General features: G+C 34.1%; 18 protein-coding genes. 9 read left to right on the top strand and 9 right to left on the bottom strand.

Annotation, left to right across the window (positions count from 1 at the left end; translation table 11 throughout):
- Positions 1-2 precede the first annotated feature (2 nt).
- The 3 genes from U6A24_RS13455 to U6A24_RS13445 all read right to left on the bottom strand — a co-directional run bounded on the left by U6A24_RS13455 (position 3) and on the right by U6A24_RS13445 (position 2,692).
- The gene (locus U6A24_RS13455; RefSeq protein WP_324180506.1) at positions 3-368 is read right to left on the bottom strand and encodes a cytochrome c family protein; all 366 of its coding nucleotides are present in this window, start codon (positions 366-368) and stop codon (positions 3-5) included.
- 83 nt (positions 369-451) lie between these two features.
- Positions 452-1,309, bottom strand: coding sequence for a hypothetical protein (locus U6A24_RS13450; RefSeq protein WP_324180505.1), 858 nt, complete (start codon positions 1,307-1,309; stop codon positions 452-454).
- A gap of 270 nt (positions 1,310-1,579) precedes the next feature.
- Positions 1,580-2,692, bottom strand: a complete 1,113-nt coding sequence (locus U6A24_RS13445; protein ID WP_324180504.1) for a LytR/AlgR family response regulator transcription factor — start codon at positions 2,690-2,692, stop codon at positions 1,580-1,582.
- Positions 2,693-3,147: 455 nt separating this feature from the next.
- On the opposite strand from U6A24_RS13445, the gene U6A24_RS13440 reads away from it, so the two are divergent.
- From U6A24_RS13440 to U6A24_RS13400, 9 genes are all read left to right on the top strand, one after another.
- Positions 3,148-3,585: an OB-fold protein gene (locus U6A24_RS13440; RefSeq protein WP_324180503.1), complete on the top strand. Its 438-nt coding sequence runs from the start codon at positions 3,148-3,150 to the stop codon at positions 3,583-3,585.
- Entirely contained in the window at positions 3,578-4,123 is a 546-nt protein-coding gene (locus U6A24_RS13435; RefSeq protein ID WP_324180502.1) for a YceI family protein, read from the top strand. The genes U6A24_RS13440 and U6A24_RS13435 overlap by 8 nt, the downstream gene beginning before the upstream one ends.
- The gene (locus tag U6A24_RS13430; RefSeq protein ID WP_324180501.1) at positions 4,113-5,021 is read left to right on the top strand and encodes a DUF5777 family beta-barrel protein; all 909 of its coding nucleotides are present in this window, start codon (positions 4,113-4,115) and stop codon (positions 5,019-5,021) included. Before U6A24_RS13435 ends, U6A24_RS13430 begins: the two co-directional genes overlap by 11 nt.
- A gap of 15 nt (positions 5,022-5,036) precedes the next feature.
- Entirely contained in the window at positions 5,037-5,663 is a 627-nt protein-coding gene (locus tag U6A24_RS13425; protein WP_324180500.1) for a hypothetical protein, read from the top strand.
- Between the two features lie 82 nt (positions 5,664-5,745).
- Complete coding sequence (locus tag U6A24_RS13420) at positions 5,746-6,243, top strand: GTP-binding protein (protein WP_324180499.1); 498 nt, start codon at positions 5,746-5,748, stop codon at positions 6,241-6,243.
- A gap of 138 nt (positions 6,244-6,381) precedes the next feature.
- Positions 6,382-7,395 carry a hypothetical protein gene (locus U6A24_RS13415; protein WP_324180498.1) on the top strand — a complete coding sequence of 338 codons (1,014 nt, stop codon included), beginning with the start codon at positions 6,382-6,384 and terminating at the stop codon, positions 7,393-7,395.
- Positions 7,396-7,486: 91 nt separating this feature from the next.
- On the top strand, positions 7,487-8,182 hold the full coding sequence (locus U6A24_RS13410) for a protein-L-isoaspartate(D-aspartate) O-methyltransferase (protein ID WP_324180497.1): 696 nt from the start codon (positions 7,487-7,489) through the stop codon (positions 8,180-8,182).
- Between the two features lie 308 nt (positions 8,183-8,490).
- Positions 8,491-9,069 (top strand): TetR/AcrR family transcriptional regulator, encoded by a 579-nt coding sequence (locus U6A24_RS13405; RefSeq protein ID WP_324180496.1) that lies wholly within the window; start codon positions 8,491-8,493, stop codon positions 9,067-9,069.
- A gap of 24 nt (positions 9,070-9,093) precedes the next feature.
- Positions 9,094-10,143 (top strand): alkane 1-monooxygenase, encoded by a 1,050-nt coding sequence (locus U6A24_RS13400; protein ID WP_324180495.1) that lies wholly within the window; start codon positions 9,094-9,096, stop codon positions 10,141-10,143.
- A gap of 42 nt (positions 10,144-10,185) precedes the next feature.
- On the opposite strand, the gene U6A24_RS13395 is transcribed toward U6A24_RS13400, so the two are convergent.
- The 6 genes from U6A24_RS13395 to U6A24_RS13370 form a co-directional block, all read right to left on the bottom strand.
- Complete coding sequence (locus U6A24_RS13395; protein ID WP_324180494.1) at positions 10,186-11,487, bottom strand: APC family permease; 1,302 nt, start codon at positions 11,485-11,487, stop codon at positions 10,186-10,188.
- Positions 11,488-11,628: 141 nt separating this feature from the next.
- On the bottom strand, positions 11,629-13,311 hold the full coding sequence (locus tag U6A24_RS13390; protein ID WP_324180493.1) for an ABC transporter ATP-binding protein: 1,683 nt from the start codon (positions 13,309-13,311) through the stop codon (positions 11,629-11,631).
- Between the two features lie 114 nt (positions 13,312-13,425).
- Positions 13,426-14,757, bottom strand: coding sequence for a DCC1-like thiol-disulfide oxidoreductase family protein (locus U6A24_RS13385; RefSeq protein ID WP_324180492.1), 1,332 nt, complete (start codon positions 14,755-14,757; stop codon positions 13,426-13,428).
- A complete protein-coding gene (locus U6A24_RS13380) occupies positions 14,754-15,215 on the bottom strand; it encodes a hypothetical protein (protein WP_324180491.1) in 462 nt (153 codons plus the stop codon). Before U6A24_RS13380 ends, U6A24_RS13385 begins: the two co-directional genes overlap by 4 nt.
- A gap of 12 nt (positions 15,216-15,227) precedes the next feature.
- Positions 15,228-16,271 carry a P-loop NTPase family protein gene (locus U6A24_RS13375; RefSeq protein ID WP_324180490.1) on the bottom strand — a complete coding sequence of 348 codons (1,044 nt, stop codon included), beginning with the start codon at positions 16,269-16,271 and terminating at the stop codon, positions 15,228-15,230.
- A 75-nt stretch (positions 16,272-16,346) separates the two neighbouring features.
- Positions 16,347-17,138, bottom strand: a complete 792-nt coding sequence (locus U6A24_RS13370; protein ID WP_324180489.1) for a DUF2490 domain-containing protein — start codon at positions 17,136-17,138, stop codon at positions 16,347-16,349.
- Positions 17,139-17,150 lie beyond the last annotated feature (12 nt).

The following is a 17,150-nucleotide window of genomic DNA, read 5'->3' as shown; positions in this document are numbered from 1 at the left end:
GTTTAATTATTAAGAGCTCCATTTTCTATCCAGCATCGTATTAATTCTATTTCTTCATTGGTTAAAGAACCATTTAACGGCATTCTTCGGCTCACGACTTGTGATCTTACATTTTGCGCATTATCAAATATTCCTTGATACGTTCTTAAATCTGGAAATTGATTTCCATTGTGACATGCAATACAATTTGCATCTATAATTGGTTTCACACTTGTAGTAAAAGAGATATTGGTATCACAAGGTTCATTTCCATTTGATCCTCCATCTGGTGAAGTAGTATCCTCTTCAACATTGTTCTCACAGGCTATAAAAACTATGCCTATTAGGATTGGTAAAAGGATATTTTTAGTTCTTGAAAGCGTTTCCATTGTTTTTGGTTTTAGGTATAAGAGGAAGAAAGAAGAGCTTTCTTCCCCTTATGATCAACTAACTACTTAAATATAAATTATGGCTAATTTTCTGGAGCAGGCTCTGTATCAACGTTGGCGATGGGCCATACACCTGCTGCCGGGAAATTGATCCCGAAATTATCTCCTCGGTTTACATCTTGACCAAAATAGTATAAAGGCCATCCCTTGTATGTTAACTGTGATCTGCCAAAAACATCTATGGTTCCAAAATCATTGGCATCCAAAATACTTGGAAGCTTATCTATATCAATATGAAACACGGGCCATACGGCATCATTCGAAAAATCATCTGCTGTAAAAGTGTTGGTATCCTTTTTATCATTAATAAAGGTGTATAACGTTCTTCCTGTTGTAGCATTTACCATGTAAAATGTGAGTTCATCACCAGGGGTATAGTCACTTTTGAAGTTGATTTCATTACCATCTCCATCTTTACCAACAAGCTGTGCCTCAACATACATTAAAGAATAATCTGGCTTGGCGATATACCAATTGTTTCCTACTTTGTCTCCGTTGGTATCTCCGGCAGCATTGTCACCTGCAAAGTAATACAATGGCCAACCTTTGTATGTCGTTTGTTTTGTACCATCTGTTCTTGTGATTTCTCCAAAATCACTTGCATTTAAACCGGCATCAAGAGTTACATCGCTAGTATAAAATATTGGCCAACTTGAAACACATTGATCACTGTTACATGCAGATTCTCCTTTAGAATCTCTTGAAAAGAAATAAAGAGACATGCCATCTTTGTCGGTAAGAATACTACCAAAAGTAGCGTCATTTGCCAACTGAATATTATTTTCTTGGGTTCCAGGATCTGGTGCAGGATCAGAGTCGTCACTACTACAACTATAGAAAATTGATACTGTTGCGAATACTAATAAAATTGATTTTTTCATTTTTTGAGTCTTTAATGATTTATAGTGCAAAGTACCGTCAACAGGGGTCTTAGAATCAAATAAATGTAGGTGAGAGGGAAAAAATGACGTTGAAAAGGAAAAAAAACGGGTTAAAAAATGTGCAACTTTTAATGAAAGATCATTTTTAGTACCAGAAAAGGAATTTTCTTAAGTGAATTTGAAAAAACATTTTAAGAAAAGCGTGTTTTTTGATTTCAAAAAATGGGAAGATGGATGTAGGCACATGAAAGATATTCCATCGAAGTACGATTAAATATTAAGCCATTGTCTAAATTCTGCCGCTTTGTTTTTACTAATTATTATTTCGGCATCAGAATCTTTAACTACTATTTTGAGTTGACTATTACCATACTTAATAATTTTTTCAATGGCAGAAATACTAATAATGAATTGTCGATTGGCTCTGAAAAATAAGGAAGGGTCCAAATTGGTAAACATATCATCTAGACTTATGTTGCTAGTTGATTTTTTCCCATCAAAGCTTAGTACATATGTTATGGTATTTTCTGTATAGATATAGGCAATTTCATCAATAGCGATAGGAATAAGTTCATTTCTAATATAGGTAAGGATACGTTTTTTTCCTGATTCAGACAGTGATTCTGTAGGTTCATCGGTTGCATGTTCAACAACTTTTTGTTGATATGCCACCAGGTCGGTGTTTAATTTTGAAAGACTGATTAATTCGCTTTCCAGGTTTATGTTTTTAAGCTCTAATTGTTTTTCATAATAACTCCCAATGATACGAACAGCAAAAAAGGAAGATAGGATGATCAAACCACCCATCAATGCGAAGATGGTATAAAAGCTGGTTTTCAGTTTTCTTGTCTGTGTAGAAACTTCGTCTAGATTAATATGGGCTGCAATAATCAAGTCAGAGTCCTTCACAGGAGAAATGTATACGATTTCAGAATTTATGACATTGTTATCAGTGCTTATATTGTCATTGGATTTTCTTTGGTTCATTAATAAATCATACAATTTGTCCGAGCTTTTTTCCTCTTTCAATGAATTCAGTAACGATTGATTAGAGTTAACTTTTTGACCTATTCTTGTCTTGTCTGGATGGCACACTTCTTTACCCGACCAATCAAATGCGCAAATAAATGAGGCTTCAGTGTGTGTATTCTCTATAGCGACTTGAATATTTTGGATAACAGTTTGGCGATCTATTCCACCTGCAAGTTGATGATGAGTAAGTCTTGAAATTTCATTGGCTTCCCTTTTACTAGATTCTAATTGTATTTCAATTAACTGATTAGCACTAACCTCAATAAAATATTTGACACCCAGCGATGCAATTATTAAAAAAATAACCGAAATAGAAATAAAAGTTAAGAAGTACAGTTTGTCTTTTCTCATTGGTTAGTAAGTACAAATGTTAGACAACAATCAAACGAAAGATTGATGGTATACGTATGATAACAAGAGCTAAAATAGCATATTTTTTTTCAGCAAATAAGGACTTGTTGAATAATTAGGATTTCATTTCAAGGGCTTTTTTTCCCTTTTAGAACTACTTTTTCTGTCTAACCAACATTTTTTCTGTTTAAAGTGTAAAGCCTTGTTTATTTGTAGCCGAACAAAATCAAAAGCGTAGAAAATGAAACCGTTTAAAAGCAAAACCATAATCTCTTTACTTTCAATAATTACAGTAGTCTTGGTATTACAGATTACATTTTTGGTATTAACATATTAATAGGCTTCTGTTTACTATCCTAAATAATTGAGTACAATAAAAAATATTAAATTGTTTCATAGTATAGAATAAATTACCTAAGATTACATTGCCAAAGTATTTAATTTTCAGATTAAATATGAATTACAAAAACAAAATAAAACCTTTAGTCCTGATTCTAGTTTTAATTACGACGGTTTCTATATATTTTAAATATTCTGAACCTGCGTTTTCTGACATTAGCAAAGTTGCTACAGATATTGAGGTTAATTCTAAAGAATTGGTGTCTTCTTATATTTTGAATGAAAAAACTGCTAATACTGCATATCGAGGGAAGATCGTTGAAGTAGATGGAATTGTGAAGGAGGTTACCTTTTTAAATGACCGAAATACTATAATACTGTATGGAAGTAGTAAACACTCTAATGTTATATGTGATATGCAGTTAAGTCAAGCTGAAGAAGTGCGTAAGCTGGTAAAGGGTCAAAAAATTAGAATAAAAGGAGTTTGTAAAGGGTTTTTGAAAGATGCTATACTATTACATTGTATATTGACTAACACACAAATCGATGAATAAACTTATTATTTTGATCTTTTTAGTGATGAGTTTCTCCGAAGATACATCTAGATCGGATCAATTTATTACGCGCCAGGGTCAGGTTTCTTTTTTCTCGTACACTTCGGTAGAAAATATAGAGGCAAAAAATAATCAGGTCCTAAGTATTATAGATCTTTCTAAAGGAGAAATAGCTGTTAGCATGCTTATGAATGCTTTCGTTTTTAAAAAAGCTCTAATGCACGAGCATTTTAACGAAAGTTATATAGAGTCCGACTTATATCCCAAAGCTACTTTTGAAGGTAGAATTGTTGATTTTGATCCTTTGGCAGATATACAAACCAGAATGATTAAAGGAAACCTTACTATTCATGGTATTGCCAATGAGGTTGAAATCAAGACTACTATCCAAAATAATAACGGTTCGTATTTGTTTACCGGTGATTTTGAAGCGACCGTTAAGGACTATGACATTAAAATTCCACCGATTTTGGCCCCTAATATTGCAAAAACTATATCAATAACTTTTAGATTCGAATATCAGCCTTATGAGAAATAGCACGCAATTTTTGATATACTTTTTTATGATGCTGGGGCTAGGTATAACTAGTAATGCCCAGGATTTATTAGAAACATTGGAGAAAGAATATCCAGATACGCCACAATATGAATTGGCAACATTTAAAGCCAGTAGGCTTTCAATAGGGCATTCGATAGAAACAAGAAAAAAAGGAATTTTAGAAATACAGGCATTTAATAGATTTTGGAATATTCCTGATTATGAAAGTCAAAGTTTTGTTGCCGATAAACTTGGTGCCAGAATTGGGTTGGAATATGGTATTTCTGATCGCTTAACGTTTGGTGCCGGAGGAAGTACACTTGAAAGTATATTTGATGGGTTTTTTAAATATAAGCTTATAAAACAACGAAGTGACGGGAAAGGCTCACCATTAAGTATATCATTGTTTCAAAACATGGCCTATAGAAGTGAACGCAACCGTCCTTTTGTCGATGTAAATCGATTTGATGAGTTTGGGGATAAGTTGTCTTATACATCACAAATTTTGATTGCCCGTAAGTTTACACCACAATTTTCGGCTCAGATTTCTCCGACATATATCCATAGAAGTTCTTCGGCATTTTCTGAAGATCCTAATAATCAATTCGCAATAGGAGTAGGGGGGCGATACAAATTAGGGGGGCATGTTTCTATAGTTTCAGAATATTTTTATGTGTTTAATCCTTTAAAATCCATAAATACATATGATGCTTTTTCTTTGGGTGTAAATTGGGAACTTAGTGATGTGATGTTACAGTTTCAGCTTACCAATACAAGAGGCATGACCGAGGAATCTTTTATCACACAAACGCCTAATGTATTTAATTTTAAAGATGGAAATTTTGTTTTTGGTTTTAATGCCATTTTTGTATTGCATCTTAGTCAAAAGAAACCCTAAACGTATTAAGTACATATGGAAAACTTAAACAAAAAACCAGGAGGTTTTCTGGGTTTCCTTAAAGGAACTCAACCATTATCCTATGCCTTTTGGGGGGTTGGAGTAATACCTGCATTGATTATTTTTTTAGTCATGCTTATGGTTTTACAGTCACATAAATATGATTTCAGTACATATATTAGCATATCTTTTTTTGTAGTTGGTGTTCATAGATTTTTTGCCTGGATAAGTATTATTCGCTGCCGGAAAAATACTGATAATGCTATTTGGGGAACCTTGGGTATAGTGATTGTAGTTGTTGATATTTTATATAAGCTATTGTTCGGTGCAATGTATACGTATAAAATGTTTGGATCTGAGAACAACAAACAAAAAGCAATAGAAACCATAGATTCATGTAAGCAAAAGATAAGTCAATTATACAATATCCCAGTTGAAGAGTTAGAAGGAAATGATTTTTTAAGTTATTCTGGTTCAGAAAGATACTACGGGATTAAATATGGTGATAAAAGATTTAAATGTTTTGTATATCCAGACTCAATAGTTATAAATAAGAACGATTATCAAAAAAATAAAGATAAGACGTTAGAAGAACTGATTAAGGATAGAATAAAAGAAAAAAAAGATTCGCTAAATAAATAGAATAAGTCAAACAACTAAAACTGATAAAAATCATTAATAAAGGGTAAAAAAGAAATTAAATTTGATTTTCAAGATACCCAGGATGGAAATTTCAAATGAAATCGTTTTACGGCCCAGGTTTTTTCGAGATCTTAAGATACCTTCAGAAAAAGCCCTCGAATCTTTTGAGAAGAAAAGCAAAACATGTAAAGATTTTAAGATAAGCCGTATAGATCATCATGTCTTTATAAGGATTCCAAAAAAAGAACAACATTTCTGGTCACCGCAGTTGCATCTCGAGATTTATGATGTCGATGAAAATCAACCAAAACTCAAAGGGCTTTTTGGACCAAGTCCTACAGTTTGGACACTTTTTATGTTTCTTCATTTTATTGTAGCCACACTCTTCATCATGGCAGCAATATGGTTATATGTAAATATAAGCCTGGATAAGGCCATTGTGTTTCCTATAGTTTCTATGGTTTCTTTATTTATTACCTGGTTTGTCTTATATTTTGCCGGTCGCTTGGGAAGAGAGGCGGGTAAGAAGGAAATGCAATCTCTATATCAATTTATGGAGAATACCATTGATTCTATTTGAGTCTACCTTGTTTAAAACATCCTTCGTAGTACGTACTATCCTTATATATGTTGACGGTTTTCCATAATATTTAGATTGCAATAATCTCTATATTTGAAACTGTAATTCTTAAAGATTTCTATTCAATTTGATTTTTTAATGAGAAATGAAGCTATAATTGTTATACCCGGTTTGGACGCAAGAGAAATTGGGTATGCATTAGAACGGGTAGTAAAAAAAATATCAGAGCGTCAACAGATTTCTGATGTGAATATTTTAGGAGAAGGAAATGGACAAAAAAAGAGTGTAGAGCTTACTTTTAAACATACTTCAGAAAAGAAGACAATAGATGTTTTTGAAGTATTTTGGGGCGATATTGTAAATGAAAACTATTCTGAGGAGCTACCGCTTTGGAAAAAAGTAATTTTTGGGTTGGAGCTCATAACATTTTGGGTTTTTTCCTCAGTATGGAAAGGAGCGTTAAAAAACAAGTTTCTTTTTAGCGCCATTACTTTTTCGGGTTTGATAATTACCGGCTGGTATCTCTCGGTTTTGGGGATCTTGGCCACGGCGATTTATAATACCAAATTTCTTGTTGAGCACCTCGCTTTAAGTGAGCTTCCTGCATGGTTTCCAGAGGTGTCTCTAGGATTGGGGATCTTTCTTGGCGCGTTCCCAACAGCATTGCTAATAAGAGCATCTGGATTTAGTATGAAATTCATTAAAAGTGCTTTGGTACGAGACGCTATAAAAGGCCGTATAGGTAGTCAAATGAATTATATTACCACCAGTAATAAATACGATAGAGTGACTTTGTTTTCTCATAGTATGGGTGCAATTCCTACAATAGATTATCTTTCTAATTATCAAAAAAATAGCGATATTAAAGTAAGAAGTATTACCGTTGGGGCGGCGATCTCCTTTTTTGCATATAAATCTTCTTTGATAAGGACCGACTTAATAGAATGTTCAAATAACAGCCATATTGATGAATGGCTAGACTTCTTTTCAAAAGAAGATTATCTATGTGCTTACGAAACTATAGACGAATTGGGAGAAAATTTTTATTCTCAAGAATTAAAAATGGATAGTAGCTGGCTTTCGCGTTTAAGCAACAAAGTGCATGTTCAATACTTTGATGATTCTCGGGTAATAGAAAAATTGATTTCATAACGACACCTGATAAATATCAATTTTCTTTAAAAATTTATGTAGTATCTTTATATGACTGACTTTATTTAGCTTTCAAAACACTACAATTATCATGTACAGGGTACTGCTCATATTTGTATTCCTTTGTTGGACGGCAGGATGTGCTCAATACGACCAGGATAAGAAACGAAAGGCCATGGTGACAAATCAACTTATCGCACGAGGTATCAATGATCCGGCTACGTTAAGAGCAATGCGAAAAGTACCCAGAGAAGCATTTGTTCCTAAAAGTATAAGGGAACACGCGTATCAGGATAATCCATTGCCCATTGGTCAGGGACAAACTATTTCTCAGCCATATATTGTAGCTTTCATGACCCAAATTCTTCAATTAAAACCCAATTATAAAGTATTAGAAATAGGTACAGGCTCGGGTTATCAGGCGGCAGTTTTGGCAGAAATTGTAAGATCGGTGTATACCATAGAAATTGTTGAAGAGCTTGGTGTTTCTGCAAAAAAGGTGTTTCAAAAGTTAGGGTATACTAATGTAATTACAAGAATTGGAGATGGCTATAATGGTTGGGAAGAACATGCTCCTTTTGATGCAATTATCGTAACTGCTGGAATTGAAGAGATTCCACAACCCTTGTTAGATCAATTGGCAGAGGGTGGCCGTATGATAATACCGGTTGGCCCTTCGAATCAAAGAAATTTGGTGTTGGTAACCAAGAAAAAGGGAAAAATAAAAACAAAGAAAGTACTACCGGTACGTTTTGTTCCCTTTGTGAGAGAAAAGGGGGAGAATTAATAGTATTTATTTCATTCACTTTGCTAAGAATAAGGTATTGGAGCTTTCCTCAAATCCAAAGTATTATTGTTTTCTTTTTTTATTCTGTTTTCGAATTATATAAATAAGCATCCCGATTGGAGTTGCAATTACAAAGAAGAAAAAGATAAGAAGTAAGAGAATCTGCCAGGGGCCTATCATAGCGAGCATAGCTTTTATTTTTGATTTATAGGACGCAAAACTATTAATAATGATACTAATAGACTTGTTAAATGTTTAAATTATTTTCTTATATTTGACTAATAAACGAAAATAGTCAAAAATTATAAATGAGTCCTACAAAACAAAAATTGCTTACCACGGCCAGTAAAACTTTCGGTAAATATGGATTTTACAAAACTTCTATGGACGAGATCGCCAAATCTGCCCGCAAGGCTAAGGGGTCTTTGTATTATCATTTTAATAGTAAGGAACTATTATTTAGAGAGGTGGTGACTTCTGAACTGGATTTTCTGAAACAGGAGTTAACTTCAATTTTTGATGACCATAATGCTGATAGTAGAGATATTATAAGAGCCTACATGATTAAAAGAATGATGGTTATGAATATTTCTATTAATTATCAGGAGACTTTGAGACCTGAGTTTTATGAATTTTATGAGTTTCTTAATGATGTGATTTTAGAAATGGACGAATGGGAAAAGAAACAGATTACCAAAATTTTGAATCAAGGAGTAGAAAAAGGAGAGTTAGAACTGCCAGGTGAGGTAGCTATTTATGCCGAGATGTTGTTGATATTTCTAAAAGGCCTTGAAACTCCGTTGTTCTTAAAGGGCCAGTACGAAAGATTGATTTCTAATTTTGATAACCTTATTGGAATACTCACGAAAGGGATTTCCAAAATTTGATTGTAGAACAATAAAACCTAAAAAATGAAACGATTAAAATATCTTTTGGTGTATACTTTACCGATTACTGTGTATATATCATTTAATACTGAGGGAGCCATGACGTTTATTCCTTTTATTGTATTCTTTGGTTTTGTTCCTCTTTTGGAGCTGTTTTTAAAACCGGATGCCTCAAATTTTGATAAGGAAACTGCAACTGCCGAAAAGAATAATCCTATTTATGATTGGGTAATGTACCTGGCATTGCCTGTGCAGTTAGGAATGCTTGTTTATTTTCTTTTTATTATTCAAGATACAACCTTTGGAACTATAGAATTCTTTGGCCGGGTTTCGGCAATGGGTTTAATGTGTGGAGTACTTGGTATTAATGTAGGTCATGAATTGGGACATAGGTTAAATAGGAAAGAACAACTTATTGGAGAAATACTATTGTTGACCTCTTTGGATACTCATTTTCTCCCTTATCATAATGGAGGGCATCATAGAGATGTAGCTACACCCAACGATGCTGCAACCGCCAAAAAGAACCAAATTTTATTTACTTTTTGGTTTACTTCGCATTTTGGCAGCTACTTCAAAGCATGGCAATTGGAAAATGCTCGATTACGACAACAAGGCAAGTCTCCATTTTCTCTTCAAAACAGAATGATAATATACTCTTTTGCTAATATTGCACTATTGTCCCTTATTTTTTACTTTTTCGGAACGCACGTTTTGTTGGCTTTTATAGGAGCTTCAATTCTTGGGATTATGTTACTCGAGACGGTTAATTACATAGAACATTATGGGCTTATGCGCAAGAAAACTGAAGCGGGGACATATGAACGTGTAAAACATCACCATTCCTGGAATTCTGATCATCCTATTGGTAGATTGTTATTGTTTAATCTATCAAGACATTCTGATCATCACTATAACGGAAGTAAAAAGTACGCCGTATTGAAATCTGTACCTCAGAGTCCCCAAATGCCAACAGGCTATCCCGGTATGATGGTTTTGGCTCTTTTTCAGCCGTTCTGGTTTGTTCTTATGAATCGCAAATTGAAAAAACTTCAACAGTTACAGGCTGTTTAATATCATCAATGCAAATTTTTATTCTTGTAAAATAAGGGTAAATCATTTTGGATCAGGATTATTGGTGTTTATAGTTTCGGTATCAAAATAATAGGTAAATATTCCTATAAGTAGAATTAAAATACCTATAAGGGATTCTTTAGGTTGTTCTATGATTAAAAAAGCCAATATCCAAAGGCTAATTACCGAAAATACAATTTGTGGTATAGGGAACAAAGGACTCTTAAATCCTTTGATATGTTGTTTTTTACGAATAAAAAAAAGCCCAAAAACAGTTAATGCCACAAAAAGTTGAAGTATAAACCCACTATAGGTAAGAATTTGATCAAAGGTACCTGTAGATACCATGATTACTGCAATTATTGCTTGCAAACCAATTGCACTACTAGGTATATTGTTTTTGTTCGTTTTTTTTAAGAAAGACCATAACCTGTAGTCATCTGCCATAGCCTTTGTCACTCTTGGACCAACCCACGTCATGGCACTAATACTTGAAACCAACATTATGGAAATTAAAAGGCTTATAATTTTCCCTCCAACATCTCCGAATATTTGTGTTGCAACTATTTGTCCGATTTCTATTTTACCGCTAAGTAGCTCTAAGGGGGCCTGTTTTAAAAATACCACCTGTAGCAACACATATAGCAAACCAACCAAAATCGAACCGCCTAGTAGGGCAATAGGGAGATTTCTATTAACATCTTTGATATCATCGATGATATAAGCCGCAGCATTCCAACCAGAATAGGAGTAGGTTACATAAATTAACGATACTGCAAATGAAGGTAATAAAATCTCTTGTTTCCATCCTGAACTCCAATCAAGAGCGGTAGTTATCGATCCAGGTTCCCAAAAACCGACCAGAATAAAAAACAATATCACCAATAACTTAAAACTCGTAGTTATGTTTTGAAAAATACTACTTCGACGCAGATCATGTGTATGCACAAAAGAAACGAGTAGTATAAGGACAACTGCTATTGCCTTAGAATCTATTCCTAAATATCTTTCTGTATAAGATCCTGCTGCTATAGCCGCAAGAGCTATAGGGGCTGCAAAGCCAATAGTTAGTGATGCCCAACCCGAAAGATAACCTAACAACGGACTATAGGTTTGCGTTAAAAAGTGATACTCGCCACCAGAACGTTTAAGTTTGGTTCCCAATTCTGCATAGGTTAGCGCACCACATACGGCCATAACAGCTCCCAATATCCAAAGTAACAGAATGCTCCAAGTATTTTTTATATCTACAAGTTGGAAACCCAAGCTAGTAAATACTCCTGTGCCGATCATATTGGCAATAACGATCGCAGATGCAGTTTTCCAGGATATTTTATGTTTCAAACGTATTTGATTGTGACCCAAGTCTGTTTACGTTCTTGAAAGTATCAAAAAATCACTGTTTAGCGTCTAATTTTTTCTTAAATGTTTGATTTTAAGAAAAATATATGATGAAAATACAATTTGATCGAAGATGAAGCAGGATTATAAATAATGCACCTTATCTATATCAAAGCCTTTTACCTTATGATCATCTAGTAGAATTAAAGTTTTTTGATCTTGGATGCTTTTTAACATTTGCAATAAAAGCTTTTGTGTTTGAGTATTAAGTTCTTTTAAAGGTTCTTCCAGAATTAAAATTGGTTTTTTGGTAAGTAACGCTCTACAATACATTAATATCTTTTGCTGTCCAGAGGTTAAATTATTTCCGAGGTCTCCAATTTTACTATCCAGTTGAAGTTGATTCTTTTCGTCTTCAAATTGTTGTAAATGTTCTAATAAAAATTTTGCTTTTTCTTTATTGCTCTCTTTTCTATTATAAACTAAGGCTTCGTAGACATCTTTTCCATACAATGGAAAATCCTTGGATACAATAGCTACATTTTTTCGAATAGTTTTTTCTGAAAGTTCGCTACAACAATGATTACCAAAGGATATATGCCCATTTGTGGGGGACATTAATTTCAATAATAAGCGTACAAATGTAGATTTACCAGCACCCGACTTTCCTTGGAATAAAGTTGTGCTCTTTGGAGAGATGGATAGCCCCAAATCTTTAAATACAGGTTTGGACGTATTAGGATACTCAAAATCAACATCTTTAAATATAATCTCTTCATCTTTAAAAGATAGTTGCTTAAAAGACAGTTCATTTTCTTTGGGCAGGGTAAGTATATCAATAAGCTTAATAAACGAAATGCTACCTAATTTCCATACAATACTAACTCTAAGACTACGTCTAAGCACAGGTAGAATGGAAATAATTAATAAAATAAGAACTAATAGTGAAGAAACACCTAGCGTATTAGTCGCTTTTTGGGTCGAAGAAAATACATAAAACATAATTACACCCAACATACCATAGGTTATGGCGGGAATCATAGCTTGCAATAAAGATACAATCTGGGTGTAACGTTTTCCAATATCATAAAGATTATCAGATCTTTTTTTATACCTTTTTGTTTCTGGTTGATACTTGTTAAAGGCTTTTAAAGTAATAATCCCTCTTAGTCTTGTGTTTACAAAACTAAGCATACCCGAACGACTATTTCTTCGTTCTAATGAAGCTTTGTATAATGCTTTATTAAGTATCCATAGTAGCACAGAAGAAGCCAAAAGGCAACCTGTGATTAGTAAAGCCAATAAAGGGTCAAAATAACCTATGGCAATAATTACGATACATAAAAGGACAATGTCTTGTATAAATCTTATGAGTCCGTTTTTCATGTAATTCTGAATGCTTTTTAGGTCACCGCTATATCTTAATAAATATTTTCCTATACCTTTACTGTCATATATCCCCATGTGTATCTGCAATTGGTTGTTGAATAACCTTTCACGCAAACTTTTACTAAAGCGTTCACCTGTTAATCCAATTCCGTAACGATTTAAGTACTCGAAAAACAACCTTAATAATACCAAGATTGTAAAAAATAATATAAAGGATTTAAAATCTTTGGCGTCCATGTATGGAATAAACTTAAAAGCGGCCAATCGATGAGAAGAAAAGTCAAAACTGAGTTCATAAAACTTACCAATGCTGATAGGAATTAGAATTGTTAATACATTATAAAAAAGGCCGGTTAAAAACGTAATTGTAATTAAAGATGCATTCTTGATTGCAAAACGGGTAATTATATTCCACTTATTTATTAACGTTGTTTTCATTTTAAATATATTTTTACAATGTTAGGAGGGAAGGTCAACTCTTAAAAAAACACTCTAAATAACCATTTCAACATAATCGTTGACCCGCCCACTTAACATAACAAACATGATCATCTACAGCTCCAGAAATCTTATACGTTGCTCTGGCAGCATCAATTCGCATTGTTGTTGTTTACCAAACCAGCGATATCGATGTTTTGCAACAAAATCATAAATACTATTCCTGATAATTCTGGGTATCGTAATTAATATACTAGCCCAATTCCAGGGAGTTCTAAGGTTTCTGCAAATGCGTAGCACCGCATCGCTTTTTTGGTAAACGATATTATCTTCAATAAGAATTATTGAAGAAAGGTTTTGGGGTATGGTGTCGCCAATTAATTCTTGTGCAGTCTTGGATTGTAATGATGCAAATTGAAACAATTCATTTTTCTCTCTTTTAATAATAAATTTTACCCAGCTATTGCATAAATTACATACACCATCAAACAACACTATAGAATTAGGGGAAGTCTTTTGAATTTGTGTATCAATAGACTTATTTGAAATTACCTCTTTTGAAGACATCCAAAGTTTTTCAACATCAAAGAATGCCAAAAATATCAACCCGGTCATTTGATATCGGAAACTAATTCCCATAATGAAAAAGATTCCCCAATGCATCATCCAGGTAAGTACTGCCCAAATCATTCCCCATTTTCTTTTGAATAGGGCTATTGGAGCTCCCAGTTCAAGGACAAAGGTGAGAATACCCATACCAAGGAATAACCATGTGTGCTCAAATAAAATCTCAAATAATGGGGCAGCTTCCGAACCTAACATTTCTTTACGGATAGCATCTACGGCCACCTGTGATCGCATTGCAGTACCGGTTACCCATTCCCAGGCCAATTCACCTGCAAGTTTAGCAACTCCTGACAAAAAATAGGCTCCAACGGTAGCCGCACATATCAACTGAATTGGCCATCCATATTGCCAGTGTGTTTTTGGATTCGAGATTCCTTTCTTAGATTTTCTCCATGCATCCCAGGACCATGCATCGGCAGATGCCACAAATCCAATAATCAGAACATGAAGAATGAGTGCATTTCGATTATGATAGATCATCGACCATGAATTTCGATATGTGAAGAATACAAGAGCGGCAATTGCAAATGCAGGCCCCGTAAACTTAAATTTCCAACCTATTATGTATAATACATTAAGCACTATTACGCCTATGGTGATCCACCAAAATATTTCTGGAGATATAGGGTAATTCATCCAACTCAAAACACCTATGGGTTCAAAGGCATCCTTGTTGTTAACGATTTTTTGAAGCATATCAAATCTTGAAAGCAAATACCAAAGACTAAATAAACCTGTAGCGATTCGTAGTACAGCTAGTCTTTGTGGGGGTACTTGCATAAACCAATTGCTTCTTATTTTTTCGAGATAATTCTTCATCTTCTTTCAATTTTATAGAAAGCTATTTTTCTTTCATGGACGGGGAGGGTGTCTTTTTTTGAAAAATATTTTTCTAAGTGATAATACCCTTTTACCAATTCGATTCGCTCTAATTGAGAATAAGGGTAGTTATTCTTTAAGGCAATTCGTTCTGCTACCTTTTGGGTATACTCACTTGCTTTATTAGACCTTGCAGCCTTTTTAATTTGCCTGCGCACCTGATTAAAACCACCAGTACCTGCAAACTTGTATGGGATAATATGTCTGTTTTGATTGGTATCATAACCAACAAAATAGTACACACCATAGGTTGCTTTTCGTTTCTTGGAAAACATAGGATAGTAAGAAAAAGGAAAGTTATCCTTTGGCTTACTAGCCCAGTTTTCGACAATTGGAGACAAGACCAGTGCCAGTATGGTAAAACTTATGAGCATGGCTTGTTTTTGTGAATATTTCATTTTTTCTTTCTTTTATACGGCAACGTCTACATCTTCAGAAAGCAAATCGATAACCAATCCTGGCTGCAATAGTTTAGATAGTGTAAGGATTGGAATGGAAAATATATGCTCTACTTCATCAATTAAAAGAGGGCTCCCGGTAAATAGACCAGCTAGTGCAAATAGCCTGGTTCCAAAAATTGGGGATAATAACTGCACACCACTATTTACAGCAAGACTATCACAGCAAGATAAAATAACATGATCTATAGTTTCAGTAAATAGGGGGTGATTTAACAAAGCTCTTGTTTCCCTTTGATAAAGGCCATCTGCTATTTCAATAACAACATAATCTGGGTCTGCTTTGGCAACATCAGATAACAACCCTTCATAAAGATCCATGATTGTGTTTGTAGTGCACATGTAAGTAGAGGGAAAACCAAATTCTGAAAAATCGCTCACAAAATCGGCCCCACAATCATAAGCCAGCATTCTGTCTTTGTTAAAAACAGTCCCTGTAAGTTTAATATAAGCAACATTATATCCTGAAGCTTTTAGGCCTCTACATAAGTAGGCTGCCGTAGTCGTTTTTCCGCTATCCATACTAGAACCGATGGATAGAATCGTTTTAAAATTTCTTATTTTTTGAGAGTTAAACTTGATTGGCTTTCTGTGATGATATATGGTATTAATTACTTCTCCACTTTTATTTGTAGCATAACCCAGCATTTTTAGTTTTGTGGGACCCTTTAATTCTAATTTGTAGAACATAGATGCTACGGTACCGGCTACGCCACCTTTACCGATTAGATCATATTGTTCTTGATACTCTTTGGGAACATAACCTTCAAATTGATTACTGGCATAACGGTTGCCAAATGCCAACATGATTTTGTCTCCTTCAAAAATGTAGCAATTTCTTCCTTCAAAATCTTGAATAGCATTTAGGGATCCTATACTTACCACTTCAAAAATTGCTACATCACCAGCCTTGGGGAGATAACTTTTTGAGAGGGTTTGATTTACATTATAATGAACTACGTTTTTACAGATATTAGATTTTTTAATAGTTTTCATGAGTAAATATTTAAATTGGTTCTTAATAGATTTAATATTTCATTTTTAGTGGTTTAGGTATTCTTTCCTAAATTTTTAGTTTAAGGCTATGATTTTAGAATGATCTGTTTTTTTTGTGGTGACTCCTATAGAAGTGTTTCTAGTTTTTTTTCTTAAATCCAGTTGATAAGAAAAACGAAACATGACTACAGAAAAATTATTAAAGGCTCTTCTTACTCTTCCGTTTCTTGGGTCTACTACATTTATTTCTCTATACTTACTACCGATGTTAAACTCGGTTTGCCTCATATAGCTTAGACTAGCATTTGCTCTTTTGAAGGGTCTGAAACGTATACCAAGAGTGATTCTATGTGCATGTAATCCATCTGGCGATTGTTTTACAACTTTTTCTCCTAATTCATCACGATATTGCAAGGGCCTCCCAGAGAGGTAGTAATGAAATTCATTGGTAATAAAGGGAGTGGTTCTAAGAGGTAATCCAAAATTACCTCTATGAATACGAAACCCATAGCGCAATCTGTATTCGAATTTGCTTCTTTCGGGGAAATGCCATTCGGCTCGAAGACTATTTGCCACTCTAAGCTTACCCAATCTGAAATCCATTCTAAAACGCCCGGTAAGTCGGTTTCTAGCCTCTTGATCTGGATCTGATGGATCTGATGACCTTATGAATCCAAGGCCAATTCTTTTCCTTTTGGCAAATCTATACGATACATTGAGGCTATTTTGCATTGAGGACAACTCAAAGGGTTGTTGGTTGAATAATAGAAGTTGTCCAGCATTTATGCGCCATTCTTTTGTGATTTTGGCTTGTGCACTATGACCGGTCCAAAGTTTTAAATCTTCTTGTGCATTTAATTGGTTCACAAAAAGACACGT

It is taken from the genome of Aquimarina gracilis (assembly GCF_035285365.1).
Classification (GTDB): domain Bacteria; phylum Bacteroidota; class Bacteroidia; order Flavobacteriales; family Flavobacteriaceae; genus Aquimarina; species Aquimarina gracilis.
This window is presented reverse-complemented; position numbering and strand designations above follow the sequence as displayed.

Bases quoted from the DNA above. Each gene is read 5' to 3' on its own strand.
- U6A24_RS13455 (WP_324180506.1), bottom strand. From the start codon at position 368: ATGGAAACGCTTTCAAGAACTAAAAATATCCTTTTACCAATCCTAATA.
- U6A24_RS13450 (WP_324180505.1), bottom strand. From the start codon at position 1,309: ATGAAAAAATCAATTTTATTAGTATTCGCAACAGTATCAATTTTCTAT.
- U6A24_RS13445 (WP_324180504.1), bottom strand. From the start codon at position 2,692: ATGAGAAAAGACAAACTGTACTTCTTAACTTTTATTTCTATTTCGGTT.
- U6A24_RS13440 (WP_324180503.1), top strand. From the start codon at position 3,148: ATGAATTACAAAAACAAAATAAAACCTTTAGTCCTGATTCTAGTTTTA.
- U6A24_RS13435 (WP_324180502.1), top strand. From the start codon at position 3,578: ATGAATAAACTTATTATTTTGATCTTTTTAGTGATGAGTTTCTCCGAA.
- U6A24_RS13430 (WP_324180501.1), top strand. From the start codon at position 4,113: ATGAGAAATAGCACGCAATTTTTGATATACTTTTTTATGATGCTGGGG.
- U6A24_RS13425 (WP_324180500.1), top strand. From the start codon at position 5,037: ATGGAAAACTTAAACAAAAAACCAGGAGGTTTTCTGGGTTTCCTTAAA.
- U6A24_RS13420 (WP_324180499.1), top strand. From the start codon at position 5,746: ATGGAAATTTCAAATGAAATCGTTTTACGGCCCAGGTTTTTTCGAGAT.
- U6A24_RS13415 (WP_324180498.1), top strand. From the start codon at position 6,382: ATGAGAAATGAAGCTATAATTGTTATACCCGGTTTGGACGCAAGAGAA.
- U6A24_RS13410 (WP_324180497.1), top strand. From the start codon at position 7,487: ATGTACAGGGTACTGCTCATATTTGTATTCCTTTGTTGGACGGCAGGA.
- U6A24_RS13405 (WP_324180496.1), top strand. From the start codon at position 8,491: ATGAGTCCTACAAAACAAAAATTGCTTACCACGGCCAGTAAAACTTTC.
- U6A24_RS13400 (WP_324180495.1), top strand. From the start codon at position 9,094: ATGAAACGATTAAAATATCTTTTGGTGTATACTTTACCGATTACTGTG.
- U6A24_RS13390 (WP_324180493.1), bottom strand. From the start codon at position 13,311: ATGAAAACAACGTTAATAAATAAGTGGAATATAATTACCCGTTTTGCA.
- U6A24_RS13385 (WP_324180492.1), bottom strand. From the start codon at position 14,757: ATGAAGAATTATCTCGAAAAAATAAGAAGCAATTGGTTTATGCAAGTA.
- U6A24_RS13380 (WP_324180491.1), bottom strand. From the start codon at position 15,215: ATGAAATATTCACAAAAACAAGCCATGCTCATAAGTTTTACCATACTG.
- U6A24_RS13375 (WP_324180490.1), bottom strand. From the start codon at position 16,271: ATGAAAACTATTAAAAAATCTAATATCTGTAAAAACGTAGTTCATTAT.